The sequence below is a fragment of the Gemmiger gallinarum genome (assembly GCF_014982805.1).
Taxonomy (GTDB): Bacteria; Bacillota; Clostridia; order Oscillospirales; family Ruminococcaceae; genus Gemmiger; species Gemmiger gallinarum.
On record NZ_JADCKC010000001.1, the window covers coordinates 578,219 to 593,644 of the forward strand.

At 58.1% G+C, this 15,426-nt stretch carries 14 protein-coding genes; 2 read left to right on the top strand and 12 right to left on the bottom strand.

Translation table 11 applies throughout. From position 1 onward, the window contains the following. Nucleotides 1–119 precede the first annotated feature (119 nt). The 3 genes from recQ to INF35_RS02830 all read right to left on the bottom strand — a co-directional run bounded on the left by recQ (nucleotide 120) and on the right by INF35_RS02830 (nucleotide 4,894). Nucleotides 120–1,988, bottom strand: coding sequence for a DNA helicase RecQ (gene recQ / locus INF35_RS02820; protein WP_193500015.1), 1,869 nt, complete (start codon nucleotides 1,986–1,988; stop codon nucleotides 120–122). A 285-nt stretch (nucleotides 1,989–2,273) separates the two neighbouring features. Further along, nucleotides 2,274–3,281, bottom strand: a complete 1,008-nt coding sequence (locus tag INF35_RS02825; RefSeq protein ID WP_193500016.1) for an ATPase P — start codon at nucleotides 3,279–3,281, stop codon at nucleotides 2,274–2,276. Between the two features lie 137 nt (nucleotides 3,282–3,418). Continuing rightward, nucleotides 3,419–4,894 (bottom strand): carbon starvation CstA family protein, encoded by a 1,476-nt coding sequence (locus INF35_RS02830; protein ID WP_193500017.1) that lies wholly within the window; start codon nucleotides 4,892–4,894, stop codon nucleotides 3,419–3,421. Between the two features lie 376 nt (nucleotides 4,895–5,270). Between INF35_RS02830 and INF35_RS02835 the strand changes: the two genes are divergently transcribed. Beyond that, nucleotides 5,271–6,284: an alpha-hydroxy-acid oxidizing protein gene (locus INF35_RS02835; protein ID WP_193500018.1), complete on the top strand. Its 1,014-nt coding sequence runs from the start codon at nucleotides 5,271–5,273 to the stop codon at nucleotides 6,282–6,284. 101 nt (nucleotides 6,285–6,385) lie between these two features. Here INF35_RS02835 and INF35_RS02840 read toward each other — a convergent pair whose 3' ends face one another. The 6 genes from INF35_RS02840 to INF35_RS02865 all read right to left on the bottom strand — a co-directional run bounded on the left by INF35_RS02840 (nucleotide 6,386) and on the right by INF35_RS02865 (nucleotide 12,687). Then, entirely contained in the window at nucleotides 6,386–8,269 is a 1,884-nt protein-coding gene (locus tag INF35_RS02840) for a hypothetical protein (protein WP_193500019.1), read from the bottom strand. Nucleotides 8,270–8,285: 16 nt separating this feature from the next. Beyond that, nucleotides 8,286–9,344 (bottom strand): bifunctional glycosyltransferase family 2/GtrA family protein, encoded by a 1,059-nt coding sequence (locus tag INF35_RS02845; protein WP_193500020.1) that lies wholly within the window; start codon nucleotides 9,342–9,344, stop codon nucleotides 8,286–8,288. 347 nt (nucleotides 9,345–9,691) lie between these two features. Continuing rightward, on the bottom strand, nucleotides 9,692–11,332 hold the full coding sequence (gene hcp, locus INF35_RS02850; RefSeq protein ID WP_193500021.1) for a hydroxylamine reductase: 1,641 nt from the start codon (nucleotides 11,330–11,332) through the stop codon (nucleotides 9,692–9,694). Nucleotides 11,333–11,362: 30 nt separating this feature from the next. Further along, nucleotides 11,363–11,560: a ferredoxin gene (locus tag INF35_RS02855; protein ID WP_193500022.1), complete on the bottom strand. Its 198-nt coding sequence runs from the start codon at nucleotides 11,558–11,560 to the stop codon at nucleotides 11,363–11,365. Nucleotides 11,561–11,575: 15 nt separating this feature from the next. Further along, nucleotides 11,576–11,902: a cupin domain-containing protein gene (locus INF35_RS02860; RefSeq protein ID WP_193500023.1), complete on the bottom strand. Its 327-nt coding sequence runs from the start codon at nucleotides 11,900–11,902 to the stop codon at nucleotides 11,576–11,578. Between the two features lie 101 nt (nucleotides 11,903–12,003). Beyond that, nucleotides 12,004–12,687 carry an ATP-binding protein gene (locus INF35_RS02865; RefSeq protein WP_193500024.1) on the bottom strand — a complete coding sequence of 228 codons (684 nt, stop codon included), beginning with the start codon at nucleotides 12,685–12,687 and terminating at the stop codon, nucleotides 12,004–12,006. A gap of 89 nt (nucleotides 12,688–12,776) precedes the next feature. Between INF35_RS02865 and INF35_RS02870 the strand changes: the two genes are divergently transcribed. Beyond that, nucleotides 12,777–13,451, top strand: coding sequence for a Crp/Fnr family transcriptional regulator (locus INF35_RS02870; protein ID WP_193500025.1), 675 nt, complete (start codon nucleotides 12,777–12,779; stop codon nucleotides 13,449–13,451). A gap of 36 nt (nucleotides 13,452–13,487) precedes the next feature. Here INF35_RS02870 and INF35_RS02875 read toward each other — a convergent pair whose 3' ends face one another. Genes INF35_RS02875 through INF35_RS02885 form a run of 3 tightly spaced genes read right to left on the bottom strand, consistent with a single transcriptional unit; the run spans nucleotide 13,488 to nucleotide 15,338 of the window. Beyond that, on the bottom strand, nucleotides 13,488–13,943 hold the full coding sequence (locus tag INF35_RS02875) for a low molecular weight protein-tyrosine-phosphatase (RefSeq protein ID WP_193500026.1): 456 nt from the start codon (nucleotides 13,941–13,943) through the stop codon (nucleotides 13,488–13,490). Between the two features lie 54 nt (nucleotides 13,944–13,997). Further along, a complete protein-coding gene (locus INF35_RS14090; RefSeq protein WP_193500027.1) occupies nucleotides 13,998–14,246 on the bottom strand; it encodes a GNAT family N-acetyltransferase in 249 nt (82 codons plus the stop codon). Between the two features lie 18 nt (nucleotides 14,247–14,264). Further along, complete coding sequence (locus INF35_RS02885) at nucleotides 14,265–15,338, bottom strand: helix-turn-helix domain-containing protein (protein WP_193500028.1); 1,074 nt, start codon at nucleotides 15,336–15,338, stop codon at nucleotides 14,265–14,267. Nucleotides 15,339–15,426: the final 88 nt, after the last annotated feature.

A 15,426-nucleotide genomic window follows, 5' to 3' on the forward strand; every position in this document is an offset into this window, starting at 1 on the left:
CTGATCCATATATCCCCGTCAGAGGGATTTTGTTACAGTGCCCGCCCCGGAACTTTCTCTTTTTTGCGGGCCAAAAAAGCGGCACAGAGACCACACCTCCGCGCCGCTTTTGCCGTTCTTCACTCATCCGGATGCCCAGCGCAGTACTGCGCAATGCATCGCAGGAATTCCTTGCCGTATTTGTGCGCCTTGGCATCGCCGACCCCAGGCAGGCGCATGAAATCGCCCATGGTCCGGGGCTTTTGCTGTGCCATGGCATCGAGGGTGAGATTATTAAATATAATGTAGGCCGGGACCTTGTTCTTCTGAGCCAGACGGGAGCGTTCCGCCTTGAGTGCACCGATGAGCCCCTCATCCGGCAGTGCGGAAGCACGCTCGGTGCGCTTTTTGCTGCTCTGGCGGCGGCCTGCCTGCGCTTCCCGACTGCCGGGGGCAAGCCGTTCCGTCATCTGTACCTTTTGGCCGTGAAAAAGCACGTCCACTGCCTTGGCCCCCAGATGCAGGACCGGATACTCCCCCTTGGTGTTGATGAGGTAGCCCTGCTCCTCCAGCGCATCAAAATACTGCCGCAGGCGCTGCTGGGGCACATCCCGCAGAATGCCGTAGGTGGGCAGGCTGTCCAGCCCCCGCTTGAGGGTGTTCTGATCCCGGGAGCCGCGCAGCATCTGGACCACCGCCACTTCTCCCAGCCCGCCCGGCCAGCGCTTTTCCACCCGGGCCACACCGGACAAAATCTTCTGTGCCTCGGTGGTGATGTCCGTCTCGACCATCTCACTGTTGCAGTTGCTGCAGTGGCCGCACTTGCCACTGGTCTGCTCCCCGAAGTATTCCAGCATGACGCTGCGCAGACATCGGGTGGTTTTGCAGTAGGTCACCATGGCATCCAGGCGCTGGCCGTCCCGGCGCTCCACCTCCGCCCGCTGTTCCGGGGTGAGCTCGTCGTTGTCATGGGTGTTGCGGATGAAATACTGGGCGGTCTGGATATCCCCCAGAGAGAACAGCAGAATGCATTCCGCCGGTTCCCCGTCCCGGCCGGCGCGGCCCGCCTCCTGATAGTAGCTTTCCAGATTTTTGGGCATGTTATAGTGCAGCACAAAGCTGACATTGGACTTGTCGATGCCCATCCCGAAGGCATTGGTGGCTACCATGACACGGCTCTTGTCGTAGACAAAGTCCTCCTGATTCTTTTCCCGCTCCTCCGGGTCCAGCCCTGCATGGTAGCGTGTGGCCTGGATGCCTACCCCGCGCAGTTCCCGGCAGACCGACTCCACCGTCCGGCGGGTGGCGCAGTAGACGATGCCGCTTTTGCCGGGATGATCGAGAATATACTCCTCGATATAGCGTTCCTTGTCCCGCGGCCTGGCCACGCCAAAATAGAGATTGGGACGGTCAAACCCGGTGGTGATGCACAGCGGGTCCCGCAGTCCCAGCAGCCCTGCCACGTCCTCCTTGACCTGGGCCGTCGCCGTTGCCGTGAAGGCGCCCACCACCGGACGCACCGGGAGGCTGGCAATGAAATCCGCGATTTTCAGGTAGCTGGGACGGAAATCCTGTCCCCACTGGGAAACACAGTGTGCCTCATCCACGGCAATCAGGGAAATCTCCGCATTCTGGGTCAGGTAGGAGATGCCCGCCGTGGGCAGGCGCTCGGGCGCCACATAAAGGATTTTGTACCGGCCGTTGATGGCGTTGCGCATCACCTGCTGATACTGGTCCTCCGGCTGGGAGGAGTTGAGGCAGGCAGCCGGAACGCCGGCTTCCTCCAGCGCGGTGACCTGATCCTTCATGAGGGAGATCAGCGGCGAGATGACCAGCGTCATGCCGGGCAGCAGCATGGCCGGGACCTGATAGCAGGCCGACTTGCCGGCGCCCGTGGGCATGACGCCCAGCACGTCCCGCCCGGACAGCAGCGCCTCAATGAGGGGTTTCTGCCCGGGGCGGAATTCATCATGCCCGAAATATTGCTTCAAAACGCTATACTGATCCATTCCATTCATCCTTGTTCCTGTGGCCGGACCCGGCTGTTTGTCTGGTCCGGGCCTGCAATTTCCTGTATCTGATAGTGTACGCAAACCGTCTGTCGGCGTCAAGCGCCGCAGCCACCGGAAGGCCCGCCCGGGGAGCGAATTCCTGGCCTTCACTGCCTCACCGCCTCCGTACCGCCGCGGCAACACATAAAAAATTCCGGCTGCCGAAGAAGGATTTTTGCCTTCCCCTACAGCCGGAGATCTGTTCAATGTTTTGTTGTCCGGAGGATGGCCGCAGCCCTTGAATCAGGCATAATCCTTGATCAGGAACATGGACTTGATGGCCACAACCTCGTCGTACTCATCCTGTTCCACCTGGACATCGGCATTCAAGGCCTTCAGGTCCTTTTTGACCACATCCAGCGCCTCGGGGATCTCGACAGCGCGTCCTTCCCGGATGGCCCGTTCCATGCGGGTCAGAACCACCGGATGGGCGTACCGTGCCGGGACCGGAAAATCGGGATACCCGGCCAGATAGGATTCCATCGCTTTTTCGGCGCGCTCGGCACGGGCAAAAATGGCCCTGCGGTTGTTGCGCGCCGTGGGCAGCACACTGGCGCCAGAGAACAGGAAGATGGCCGCCAGCCCGAACAGGGTGAAATAGATGGCAAAGGTCCCCTGATGCAGCAGCGAGTAGACACCGTAGACAAAAGCCGCAACGCCCATCACAGTAATGGCCAGCGCCACCCAACGGTAGACAGGCTTGCTGATGAGCAGTGCCCGCTTGCGCCGTGCCGAGGCACTGAGTTCCTCGGACAGTTCCGGTTTCTTACCCAGATACTCGGCAGCATTTTCCAGCCGGTCCACATTTTTTCGCGCACGGTTGGAGAGTTCCGGCAGAATTCTTGCAGCGCGCTCTTCATCCCGCCGGCGAAGCTTTTCTTCCGCCGCTTTGCTCATCCGTTTGAGTTCCGGGCGTACCGCCGCAACGCGGGCCAGCAGGCGATCCACATCTTCCTCATACTTGAAGGTAAACTGACGTTCCTTGCTGCCGTCAAACTCGACGACCAGATACGGGATGGAGCCGAAAATGCCCTTGCCGGTATAGCCTCCCTTGCTCATGGCGACACGCTTGTACACACGCTGCACGCTGTCGAAGGGTATGTAATAACAGCGATCCAGCACAATGTTATTGAGGTACAACGCCTTTTGTCCCACACCGCAGGGACCATATTTTTTGCAGAACTTTTTGTCCGCCTTTAGGACATCGTCCGCCAGGCAGGTACTGCTTAGGCATTTGGGTTTGAGATACATGTTCGGTTTCCTCCCGATGGTTTGGTTGCCGGGTCGCGGCCCCGGCATTATCTCCCGCTAAACCAGCACAGGGGCCGCTGCATTGCAACGGCCCCGTGCAGACGCGAGAAACAGCTTGCCTGTTGGGATGCAAAAACTTATTTGTTTGCAGCAGGCGCAGGCTTCTTGGTTGCGCGCAGGAACAGACCCAGGAACAGGATCGCAGCGATGATGCCGGCAGGATATGCCACCGTCGCACCAATGCCGAAGGCACCCAGGCATTCCGGCGCCATGCAGAAGTAGGTAATGGACACCGCAGTCATGAAGGTGGCGGGCACAGCAGTGATCCAGTAGTTCTTCTTGTTGCGGAAGAGATACATGGAGGCAGCCCACAAAACGATCATGGCCAGAGTCTGGTTGGTCCAGCTGAAGTAACGCCAGATCACCGTATAGTCGATGGCGCCCAGCGCGTTGCCGATGCCCAGAACGGCGCCGACACCCAGAACGGGAATGCAGAGCTTCAGACGGTTGACCCAGCTGTTCTGGTCGATCTTGAGCCAGTCGGCCAGAGTCAGACGGGCAGAACGGAAGGCGGTATCGCCGGAAGTGATGGGGCAGGCAATGACGCCCAGCATAGCCAGCACAACGCCGACGCCGCCCATGGTCTTGATGCAGACATCATAGATGGCCGCGGACTGACCGTCGGCCAGGATCTCGGACAGGCCGGTGTTCAGGCCGCCGGTGACCTCATAGATAGAGCAGCCGGCTGCCGCCCAGATCAGAGCGATGACACCCTCGCAGACCATCGCGCCGTAGAAGACGAAGTGGCCCTGCTTCTCACTCTTCATGCAGCGAGCCATCAGAGGAGACTGGGTGGAATGGAAACCGGAAATGGCGCCGCAGGCCACCGTGATGAACATGAAGCTCCAAATCGGGGTTCCGGAAGGATGCATGTTGTACAGGTGGTCCCAGATTTCGGGGATGACATAGTTGGGGTTGGTCACAATGCCGAATGCAACGCCCACAGCCATGACCAGCAGGCAGACGCCGAACACCGGATAGATCTTGCCGATGACTGCGTCAATAGAGATGAAGGTCGCAATGAAGTAGTAGATCAGGATGATAATCAGCCAGAACAGTGTGGTGGCAAAAATGCCGGACACACCGGCGTTCTTGAACAGGGTAACGATCAGACCGGCAGGTCCAACCGCAAACACCGTGCCGACCATGATAAGCAGAACGACCGAGAAAACACGCATGATGTTCTTCATGGTGTTGCCCAGATAATTGCCGGTGATCTCCGCAACAGAGGCACCGTTCTCACGCTCGCTCATCATGCCGGAGAAGTAGTCATGCACACCGCCCGCAAAGATGGTGCCGAAGGTGATCCAAAGGAACACCACAGGCCCCCACAGAGCGCCCTGCATGGCACCGAAAATCGGCCCCAGACCGGCAATGTTGAGCAGCTGAATCAGAAACAGCTTCCATTGGGGAAGAACCACGTAATCAACGCCGTCATTAATGCGGACAGCGGGGGTTTCGCGGTCATCTGGTCCAAAGGTGTTGTCCACAACTTTACCATACGTAAAGTAGCCGACGATCAGCAGCACCAGGCAGACAAAAAAACTAACCATCAATGATTCCTCCTTATTAGATTTTGTGTTCGCTTTCCGCAGCGAACTTGCTTCTCGCAATTCTCATTATAGTCGCTTTTGTCCAAAATTCAACACTTTATTCACAAATATTTTTTTGTTTATTCATATTTTTTGGAGCTTTTCCCCAAATTCAGGATCTTTCTCGCTGATACGCATTTTTCACACTGCAATCCCTTGCGGGATGCTTGCATTTCCCTGTTCTGCCATACAGGCTCTATGCAAAAAACGCACAGCTCCGCACACACTTTTTTTGCATGCTGCCTTGCACCGCCGTCAATGGCGCGATACAATAAGGCTGGATACAGGCAGACCGCGTGCCTGCCCAAAATTTGCGGTAAGAGGAGCGCGCACAACAATGACCTATCAGGAAGTTTTACAGTCCGCCAGAGGCCAGATGGGCCCCTGTAAAGTTTGCCCCGTCTGCGACGGCCGCGGCTGCCGGAACACCATTCCCGGCCCCGGCGCCAAGGGTGTGGGTGATGTTGCCATCCGCAACTACAGCGCCTGGCAGAATGTCCGCGTCAACATGGACACCCTCTGTGCGTCCGGCACGCCGGATACCAGCCTGGAGCTGTTCGGTCACAGCTACCGCATTCCGGTCTTTGCCGGGCCGGTGGGTGCCGTGCAGCTGCACTACGGCACCAAATACGACGACCCCGCCTACAATGACATTCTGGTCGCCGCCTGCCGTGACAACGGGATCCTCGCATTTACCGGCGACGGCACCAATCCTGCCGTGATGGTGGCTGCCTGCAAGGCGATCAAGGCTGCCGACGGCTTCGGCATTCCCACCGTGAAGCCCTGGGATGTGAACACCATCGCCGAGAAGATGGCCCTCGTCCGTGACAGCGGAGCCTTCGCCGTGGCCATGGACATTGATGCAGCCGGGCTTCCTTTCCTGAAAAACCTCAATCCTCCGGCAGGCAGCAAGACCGTGGAGGAACTGGCTCAGGTCATTGCCGATGCCAAGCTGCCCTTCATCGTCAAGGGAATCATGACGGCCCGCGGCGCAGAAAAGGCCGTCCAGGCCGGTGCTTCGGCCATTGTAGTTTCCAACCACGGCGGCCGCGTGCTGGACCAGACCCCCGCCACCGCCGAGGTCCTGCCTGAAATTGCAGATGCCGTTGCCGGGCGCTGTGCCGTGCTGGTGGACGGCGGCATCCGCAGCGGTGTGGATGTGTTCAAGGCACTGGCCATGGGCGCCACTGCCGTACTGATCGCCCGTCCCTTTGTCAATGCCGTCTACGGCGGCGCAGCGGAAGGCGTCAAGGCTCTGGTGGACAAGCTGGAAGCGGAACTGTCCGACACCATGTCCATGTGCGGTGCCCACAGTCTGGCTGAAATCAGCCGGGATATGGTCCGCCTGTAACAAGTTTTATACGTACAAGTGCCAACCGGAAACGGCCCGCAGGATTGCTCTCCTGCGGGCCGCTTTGTTGTATTGTCGTTTTCCGGTTTTCCTGTCGGGATTTAATCTGAAAGGGCGGTGTCCTGCAAAGCTTCGTCCATACAGCGCAGTCGGGCTGTGCCGTCGGGCTGTACAACCACACGGAACATCCGGTCTGCCCCAATCTGACTGTCATCCTCAAAGACAGACCCGTAATCGGCGATAAACTGGTCTTCCGGACAATAAATATAAACGTAGTCATATTTCTGTGCCAGTTCCCGGCTCCACGCCTCGGCGGAGATCTCCTGCACCCAGGGCTCCTCATTTTTGTTGTCGGCCATCAGGATGGTAGCCTGTTCCGGCAGACGAGCCGGCAGCAGTTCGTAATCGATGCGCAGCGCCGCCGAACCGGCATCGTCCGCCGTAATGAGCTGAAGGCGGGGCGTCTCCTCCCCCAACGCCTGGATGCGCTGCGCCGCCTGACTGGACAAAACCCGGTCATTGTGGGACTGCGCCGCCCGCAGCGGGGCCTGCCCCACCGCGGCCAAGAAATCTCCCACCGGAAACAGCCACATCAGCGCCAGCAGTGTTCCCGCAGGCAGCAGCCGGAGCCACGGACTTTTCTCCCCGGCAAAGACACACGGCAGGACGACCGCCCCGGTCATAAGCATCATGGTGCAGGTGTCCAGGTATCGGTAGATCGACGCCAGATACATGGCTTCCGCCGGATTGAAGAGATACAGATAACTGTACAGAAGGGTCAGCACAAATACGAGCGTAATCAGGAGCATGGCTGCCGCCGGGGGAAGAATCTTCCGCCGGGCATCCGAGCGCTGCTGTTTTGTGCGGCTGACCAGTGTCAGGGCTGCAACAGCAGCAAAGACTGTCGGGATCACCACAAAGGGGATGGACTGCCCCGGACCATAATTGCCCCGGATAAAAATGGTTCCGAGAAAATTTTGCAGTACCGTGTAGCGGTAGGCATCCGCCCGGCCGGTGATCAAACTGAAAATACCGCCGGTCAGTCCGCCCGGCCACACCCATCGCTCCCCTGCTCCCATCCGGGTCAGATGGATGGTCCAGCTGAGTTTTGCCGCCGCCACCGCCGCAAGAGGCAAAACCGCCGCGGGGCGGCTGCTCGCCCGGAAATGAACAAAGGCAATGGCCAGTGCTGCCATCACAGCCAGCCCGGTGCCGGAGGATTTGACAAGGGCCAGCACAAAGCAGCCGAGGATTTCCAGCCAGAGGGAAGCAGCGGAATGTCCGGGCAAAAATCCCTCCAGAATCAGAATACCTGCGAAAAGTCCCAGCAGCCCGTCCACACTGGCCCGGGCAAAGTAGGAGGGATAGATGCTGCCGGGCAAAACGGCAAGCAGAACCAGCAGCCCGATCCCCTGCACCGGCTGCCTGCGGAGACTGATGCCCCGAAACGGCAGGGTCAGCAAACCGGCTGTCAGGATTGCATTGCTGTAGAGAAGGATATCTTCCCGGAAGGCAAACCCGCCCGCCTTGAGGAACATATACTGCAAAATTGCCGTGGCCGGCGGATAGGACTTGAATCCGTCTGGGGAGGCGGGAACAGTATAGAGTTCATCGGTATAGTACATCCATTTGACCGCCTTGCCCCAGTGAGAAAAATCGTCCCAGTCCGTCAAGGCACAGCCGCGGCAAAGCCACCAGAACAGCAGAGCAAGCAGAAGGAAAATCAGTCCGCCCTGCCAAAGGCCGCGGGGTGAAAGGGCTTTTTTGACCCCGAACACATATACGGCCCATACACCGCCGGCAAGATTCAGCAGCCAGAGGGTGGGCCCGGCCAGCCACAGCAATCCCGCCAGGGCCAGGGTGTATCCCACGGCGATCAGGGCAAACAGAGAGAGGGGTATCGCTTCCTCCATCCGGCAGCGAAGCAGCGCGCACAGACCTGCCGCCAGCGGCAGGACCATACACAGAACCAGGACAGCACTCATGGGTTCCTTCCCTCCTTCACCGGAAAATCCAGCGGTTCTGAATCTGGAAGCTGATAAAAAACAGCAGCACATCCACCACAATCTTGCAGAGTGTCTCCGGCCAGTGCAGCAGCCCGAACAGCAGCGACACAAGCCCCGCACTGGCTGCCATCTGCAGGACGCAAAGCAGAAGGTAGGCAGCTCCGCTTTTGCGGCTCATCTTTTTTTCAAAAACCAGTCCGCTGTTGATGCCGTAATTGACCCCAGCCGACAGGATTCTGGCCAGCACAGTGGCAGCCGTGATGTACCAACCGGGCAACGCACTGCGAAACAGCGCCACAAACAGGGAGAAAGCCCCCAGGTCCACCACCGAAGAGGCAAGGGACGACGCCGTATACTTCAGGAAAAGGGCATAGATTCTTACCCCGTCCCGCAGCGGACGGAAATGGGATGCCCTGTTCTGTTCCAGATAGACTGTCCGAATCTCCACTTCCTCCATGGGCAGGCGCAGCCGCCGGGCCTCCAGCAGCATGTTGGTCTCGAATTCATAGCGTTCTCCGCTCACATTCATCAGACGGCGCATAAATCCTGCCGGAATTCCCCGCAGGCCAGTCTGGGTATCCGAGAGAGCCAGCCCGCCGAACAGCCTCATGACCACACAGGTGATCCGGTTGCCCCAGCGGCTTTTCCACGGCACATCCGGCCCGGAAAAATCCCGGCAGCCAAGAATCAGGCTGTCCGGCCTTCGGCGCAGTTCCTCTCCGCACCGCAGGATATCCTCCGGCCGATGCTGGCCATCCGCATCTGCCGTCACACAGCCGATCAAAGTTCCCGGCAGGCAGAGGCATGCATTGAAGGCCGTTTTGAGGGCCCGGCCCTTCCCCAGATTGACACAGTGATGCAGCACAAGGACTCCCAGCTGCTCCGCCTGTGCAAAGACAGCCCCGGCCTCTTCCCCGCTGCCGTCGTTCACCACCACGACCGGTCCCGGCCATTGGGGACAGAGCTGTTCCAGCAGCCTGACCAGCATCTGATCCGGCTGATAAGCCGGGATAATCAGTGCAATCTGCCCCTGTACCTCCCTGGAGTTGCACATATCGGTTACCGCCTTTCCCCTGGAGATGGTCACTCCCGGATGGTTTTGCAATGTTGTTCCTTATATATAAACGCTTTACCCGGCTGTTTCTTTGTCCTATTGTCCATGAAATTGTTTCAAGGTCGTATCGAACCTGTAAATATTTTTTCGCCGGGCCTGTAAAAAGTATGCGCCCGGTCCCCTGCCGAAACCGGGCGCCTTATGGGACTGATCGAATTTTGCATTCTGCTGCCCGGCTGTGACCGTCCGGCTGCGGCAAAACAAAAAGCCGCCCTGCGGATGCAGAGCAGCTGAAAAGAATGGGACGGCCGAAGTGGTCAGCCGTCTCCGGCGTGCACAGGAATTTCTCAGGCCTGAGGGCCGAAGAAGAGCTCCATGTCCTCCTCCACAGTGCCGATTCCGGCGATGCCGAACTTCTCCACCAGAACATTAGCCACGTTGGGGCTGAGGAAGGCCGGCAGTGTGGGTCCCAGATGAATATTCCTGACGCCCAGGTACAGCAGGGCCAGCAGCACAATGACTGCCTTCTGTTCATACCAGGCAATGTCGTAGACGATGGGCAGGTCGTTGATGTCGTCCAGGCCGAAGGCTTCCTTGAGTTTGAGGGCAATGACCGCCAGGGAATACGAGTCGTTGCACTGGCCTGCATCCAGCACGCGGGGAATGCCGCCGATCTCTCCCAACGGCAGCTTGTTGTACTTGTACTTGGCGCAGCCCGCTGTCAGGATGACGGTATCTTTGGGCAGAGCCCGGGCGAACTCGGTATAGTACTCCCGGCTCTTTGCCCGGCCGTCACAGCCCGCCATAACCACAAACTTGCGGATGGCACCGCCCTTGACCGCCGCCACGACCTGATCCGCCAGCGCCATGACCTGGGCGTGGGCAAAGCCGCCGACAATCTCGCCGGATTCCAGTTCCTTGGGCGGCGGGCATGTTTTTGCCTGCTCAATGAGGGCAGAAAAGTCTTTTTTCTCCCCGATGCCGCCGGGAATGTGGGTACAGCCAGGATATCCCGCCGCACCGGTGGTATACAGCCGGTCCTTATAGCTGTCTCTGGGCGGGACAATGCAGTTGGTCGTCATGAGAATGGGGCCGTGGAAAGCCTCGAACTCTTCCTTCTGCTTCCACCAGGCATTGCCGTAATTGCCCACAAAGTTGGGATACTTCTTGAAAGCGGGATAATAATGGGCCGGCAGCATCTCAGAATGGGTGTAGACATCCACGCCGGTGCCCTGGGTCTGCTCCAAAAGCATCTCCAGATCCCGCAGGTCATGGCCCGACACCAGAATACCGGGGTTGTTCCGCACCCCCAGATTGACACGGGTGATCTCCGGATTGCCGTAAGCAGCAGTGTTGGCCTTATCCAGAAGGGCCATGCCCTGCACCCCGTACTTGCCGGTTTCCATCACCAGAGCCACAAGGTCGTCGGCACTGAGGGTGTCGTCCAGCGTTGCGGCAAGGGCTCGCTGCAAAAAGGAGTCCACTTCCCCGTCGTCCTGCAACAGAGCGTTGGCATGCTTGGAATAGGCGGAAAGCCCCTTGAGCCCGTAGGTAATGAGTTCCCGCAGAGAGCGGATATCCTCGTTTTGGGTGGAGAGCACGCCGACGGTCTTTGCCTTGGCCTGCCAGTCACCGGAGCCATCCCAGAGGGCCGCCTCCGGCAGAGCTGCTCCGTCCGCCAGACGGCCGAGCAGTTCGCTTTTGGCATCCAGGGTGGCACGGATGCGGGCTTCGATGCTCTCCCGGTCAAAGTTGGCGTTGGTGATCGTGGTGAACAGGTTGAGGGTGATGAGATGATTGATCTCGGCAGAGACCGTTTTACCCTCCCCGCGCAGCGCGGTGGTCACTGCGGAAAGGCCTTTGGTCACATACATCAAAAGGTCCTGCATGGCGGCCACATCGGGCTTTTTGCCGCATACGCCCACCATTGTGCAGCCTTTGCAGCCTGCGGTCTCCTGGCACTGATAGCAAAACATCTTCTGTTCCATGGGATTGGGTTCTCCTTATATATAATGTGGTCAGCAGGGCGGATCGTCCCAGCGAATGGCGGATACCGGGCATTCTTCCATGGCGCACTGCACCGCTGCCTGGTCCGCCTCTTCCACCGGCTGATACGCCTCGGCAATGCCGTCATCTCTCATGCGGAACACGTCCGGGCAGGAAGCACAGCAGAGTCCGCATCCGATACAGGTATCCCGATCTACGATTGCTTTCATGGTTTTCTCCTTTTCTCAAAAGACAACGACAAGCAGCATTTTGAACGCTTCCTCGCCATAGACGGCATGGGGATGTCCGGCCGGCATCACGATGGACTCGCCCTCATGCAGCAGGTACTCGGTACCGTCAATGGTGATCCTGCCCACGCCGTCCAGACAGGTGACAAAGGAGTCGCCGCCCGATTTGTGGGTGCTGATCTCTTCCCCTTTGGAGAAGGAGAACAGCGTAATGCTCACCGCACTGTTCTGCGCCAGTGTCTTGCTGACCACCTGTCCCTCCTGATAAGAGATCTGTTCTTTCAAAACCAGAACCTCCGCCTGGCTGATGTTCTTCATGCTCATATAGCCCCTCCTGATTGTTCCTGCGATTGTAGTTTACATGGTTCCCCGGGGATTTATACAAGGCCGGTCGCCGGGCCCGGCGATTTCTTGCCCCGGGGCAATCAGTCAAGGATTCTGCCGTCGGTGGAGATGGTGACCACCTGCCAGGGCAGAAACTTGCCGCTGCTCTGCAGCGCTTTTTTGGCGGCCAGTTCCAGCCCGCCGCAGCAGGGCACCTCCATCCGCACAATGGTCACGCTGCGGATGTCATTGCTGCGGAGAATTTCGGTCAGCTTGGCGCTGTAATCCACCCCGTCCAGCTTGGGACAGCCGATCAGCGTGATTTTGCCCCGCATGAATTCCTGATGCAGATTGGCATAGGCAAAAGCGGTACAGTCGGCGGCGATCAGAAGCCTGGCCTGATCGAAGTACGGCGCGTTGACCGGCACCAGCTTGATCTGGCAGGGCCACTGCCCCAGCTGGGAAGGCACGGGAGCCGCCGCGGCAACCGGGGCCGCCTCCTCATGATGAAACTGCCGGAGCTGCCGGCCCGGACATCCGCCGGACGTGCGCGCCTTGTTTGCCTGGACAGCCTGCTCATCATAAGCGGCGGCTTCCCGTTCCACGAACGTGATGGCGCCGGTGGGACAGGCGGGCAGGCAGTCACCCAAGCCGTCGCAATAATCGTCCTGCAGCAGTCTGGCTTTGTCGTTTACCATACCGATGGCGCCTTCATGACAGGCCCTGGCACAGGCGCCGCAGCCATTGCATTTTTCTTCATCAATTTGGATGATCTTTCGTACCATTTTTACGGCCTCCTTGTGTTTCTGGGCACAGTATACTATAATCGAAGCTGCAAGTATGTGGTTATAACCACAAAATTGGGAGGTTTTTCATGGCTGTTTCCCGTCCGAGCCTCTTTCATAACATTGACGATGAGGAATACTGTGAGCTGGCTGCCCGGGGATGTATCCGCACGGCCGAGTATGAAAAGGACAGCGTAATTCTGCACACCGGCGACCGGACCAGCGAATTCGGCATTCTGCTTTCGGGAGAGATTCATATTGAAAGTCTTGACCTGTGGGGCAACCGGATCATTCTGCACAATATCTCCCCCGGTCAGGCCTTCGCCGAGACCTTTGCCTTCTGCAAGGTTCCCGCGATGGTGGATGTCACCACCTCCCGGACCTGCAGGGTTTTGTTTGTGGACCTGGGCAAACTGCTGACGGAGAATAACCGGGAGTGTTCCTGGTATCCCAAGCTGCTGCAAAACCTATTGATTCTGTCAACCAATAAGAATTTGGCCTGGTCCACAAGAATTCTCTGCATTTCCTCCAAAAGCATCCGTACCCGCGTCATGACTTATCTGTCCGGCGAGGCAGTGCGGCGCGGCACCACAGAATTTGATCTTCCTTTTGACCGCCAGCAGATGGCCGATTATCTCAACGTGGAGCGCAGTGCTCTGTCCAAGGAATTGGGACGCATGCAAAAGGAAGGCATCCTGACCTTTCGCAAAAATCATTTTTGTCTGAATCGGCTTGATACGGCTGAAGAGGACGCTCCAGCATAAAAAATCCCGGAACATGCGTTCCGGGATTTTTTATGCTTACTTTTCATTCAAGGACAGGAGCAGTCCCCGGCAGCCTTCCAGCACATCCCGCCAGGTCTGTGCAAAGTCGCCGGTATACCATGGGTCCGCCACATCGCCGGGACGGGCCGTATAGTCCATGAGCAGATGGATCTTCTCCATCGGGTCGCCGCCGCAAATGCGGGTCATATTGTATCGATTCTCACTATCCATGCCGATCAGAAGATCGTATCGGTCATAGTCGGCACGGATCATCCGACGAGCCTCATGACCGGAACAGGAAATTCCGTGTTTCGCCAGTTCGCGCCGTGCAGGCGGATAAACCGGATTACCGATCTCCTCCGTACTGGTTGCAGCGGAAGCAATCTCAACCTGTTCTGCACATCCCGCCTCCTGTACCAGGTGCTTCATAAGATATTCGGCCATGGGGCTTCGGCAGATGTTGCCGTGACAAACGAACAAAATTCTTGTCATGGTTTTCCTCCCTTTCCATTCCATTTAAAGCAGGGAACTTCCCTGTTCTTGTTATCACACCAGGTGAACCATGCGGAAAAAACGGCCTTCTCCCGACAGGGTCTTTTGCGTAAAAGGTTGGCCGTCGATGTAAAATCCGGACTTTTCATAGCAGCGGATGGCGCGCCGGTTCCAAGTGCGGACCTCCAGATGCATCGGCTTGCCCGGGCAGCGTTCCTTTGCAATCTGGCAGGCGGTTTCCAGAATTTTTCTGCCTGGTGTCCATGCCTTTGCCCATTGCTGCCGGACAGACTCCCCGCCCAAGTAGATCGGCAGTGATCTTCAAACGCTCGCCCGGAGCTTTTCCACCGCTGCGGCAAAGGCAGGATAGGAATACAGTGAGCGGTATTTTTCTTCCTCCTCAATGCTTTTCAGCAGCATTCGCCGCATGGCTTTTGTGGTCGCCTGAAAGCCCTCCGGCCGCTGACAGGACAGTCCCGGCGAAAACAATTGGGGATCAGGATAACAAGCCGGGGCCAGGGCGGCATCCACATACCGGATAAAACAGTCCACTGCTCTCTGGAGCTCCCCCATCCGCAGCCATGCTTCCATCATAGGGGCGTCGCTCATATCAGGTAAACCAAACGCCTGTGCTACCGCCCGGGATGCCCGACTCAGCTTCATCAGCTGTTCCGGCTCAGGAGAAAGCCTGGGATCCATCATGGTGGCCAGGCAGGACTGCGTCTGACTGACCAGCTTGTAAAGCTGCTTCTGGGTCAGTTTGAGCGCCTGTTCCGGTTCATCCTTTTTAAGGTAATAAAACGCCCACACCCGGGAAGGGTCCCCGATATGTTCGGGCAGCTCTCTGAGCAACGCGGCCCCCTCCTCCAGGCTTCCGTCTGCGACGGCCAAGCTGGCCAGTTGGATGGTCGCCCCCTGCCAGTAGGCGGCATTTCCGCCTGCCCGGACCTCCTCCAGAAGCGCACGCTTACGCTCCTTCCACTCCCTTTTCGTCTCCTCACCGGCATCCGGGAAAAACATCTGAAAAGCATCATATGCGGCGGCCGCATTATATTGCAGCGCCGTACAGTTGGGATACTGCCGCAAAAGCTTTTGCAGCTCCTCCTGCGCCCGGGATGCACCTCCATGCAAGGCATCCTTCAGAAGAGCATTGAGCTTTTCGGTCACCTCTGCATCGGACAGAGTTTCCTCAAATTGAAGCAGCGTATCCACATTGGTGTCCAGTGCCCGGGCCAGCGGGCAGAGCAAGGCAATGTCCGGACAGGAGCTGCCGGTCTCCCACTTGCTCACAGCCGGAGCCGATACCCCGAGTTTTGCCGCCAGCTGTTCCTGCGTCATTCCTTTTGCCTTGCGGCGGGCTGCAATGTTTGTTCCGATCTTTTGTGTCAGTTCCATATCAAACGCCTCGCTTTTTCTTGTTTCAGCGCCGCGCGTTGCTGTATCTGTATTGTACCGTATCCGTCCTCCTGCCACAAGCGAGGCT

Coding starts and splice junctions, on each gene's coding strand:
- recQ (WP_193500015.1), bottom strand. CDS start 1,988: ATGGATCAGTATAGCGTTTTGAAGCAATATTTCGGGCATGATGAATTC.
- INF35_RS02825 (WP_193500016.1), bottom strand. CDS start 3,281: ATGTATCTCAAACCCAAATGCCTAAGCAGTACCTGCCTGGCGGACGAT.
- INF35_RS02830 (WP_193500017.1), bottom strand. CDS start 4,894: ATGGTTAGTTTTTTTGTCTGCCTGGTGCTGCTGATCGTCGGCTACTTT.
- INF35_RS02835 (WP_193500018.1), top strand. CDS start 5,271: ATGACCTATCAGGAAGTTTTACAGTCCGCCAGAGGCCAGATGGGCCCC.
- INF35_RS02840 (WP_193500019.1), bottom strand. CDS start 8,269: ATGAGTGCTGTCCTGGTTCTGTGTATGGTCCTGCCGCTGGCGGCAGGT.
- INF35_RS02845 (WP_193500020.1), bottom strand. CDS start 9,344: ATGTGCAACTCCAGGGAGGTACAGGGGCAGATTGCACTGATTATCCCG.
- hcp (WP_193500021.1), bottom strand. CDS start 11,332: ATGGAACAGAAGATGTTTTGCTATCAGTGCCAGGAGACCGCAGGCTGC.
- INF35_RS02855 (WP_193500022.1), bottom strand. CDS start 11,560: ATGAAAGCAATCGTAGATCGGGATACCTGTATCGGATGCGGACTCTGC.
- INF35_RS02860 (WP_193500023.1), bottom strand. CDS start 11,902: ATGAGCATGAAGAACATCAGCCAGGCGGAGGTTCTGGTTTTGAAAGAA.
- INF35_RS02865 (WP_193500024.1), bottom strand. CDS start 12,687: ATGGTACGAAAGATCATCCAAATTGATGAAGAAAAATGCAATGGCTGC.
- INF35_RS02870 (WP_193500025.1), top strand. CDS start 12,777: ATGGCTGTTTCCCGTCCGAGCCTCTTTCATAACATTGACGATGAGGAA.
- INF35_RS02875 (WP_193500026.1), bottom strand. CDS start 13,943: ATGACAAGAATTTTGTTCGTTTGTCACGGCAACATCTGCCGAAGCCCC.
- INF35_RS02885 (WP_193500028.1), bottom strand. CDS start 15,338: ATGGAACTGACACAAAAGATCGGAACAAACATTGCAGCCCGCCGCAAG.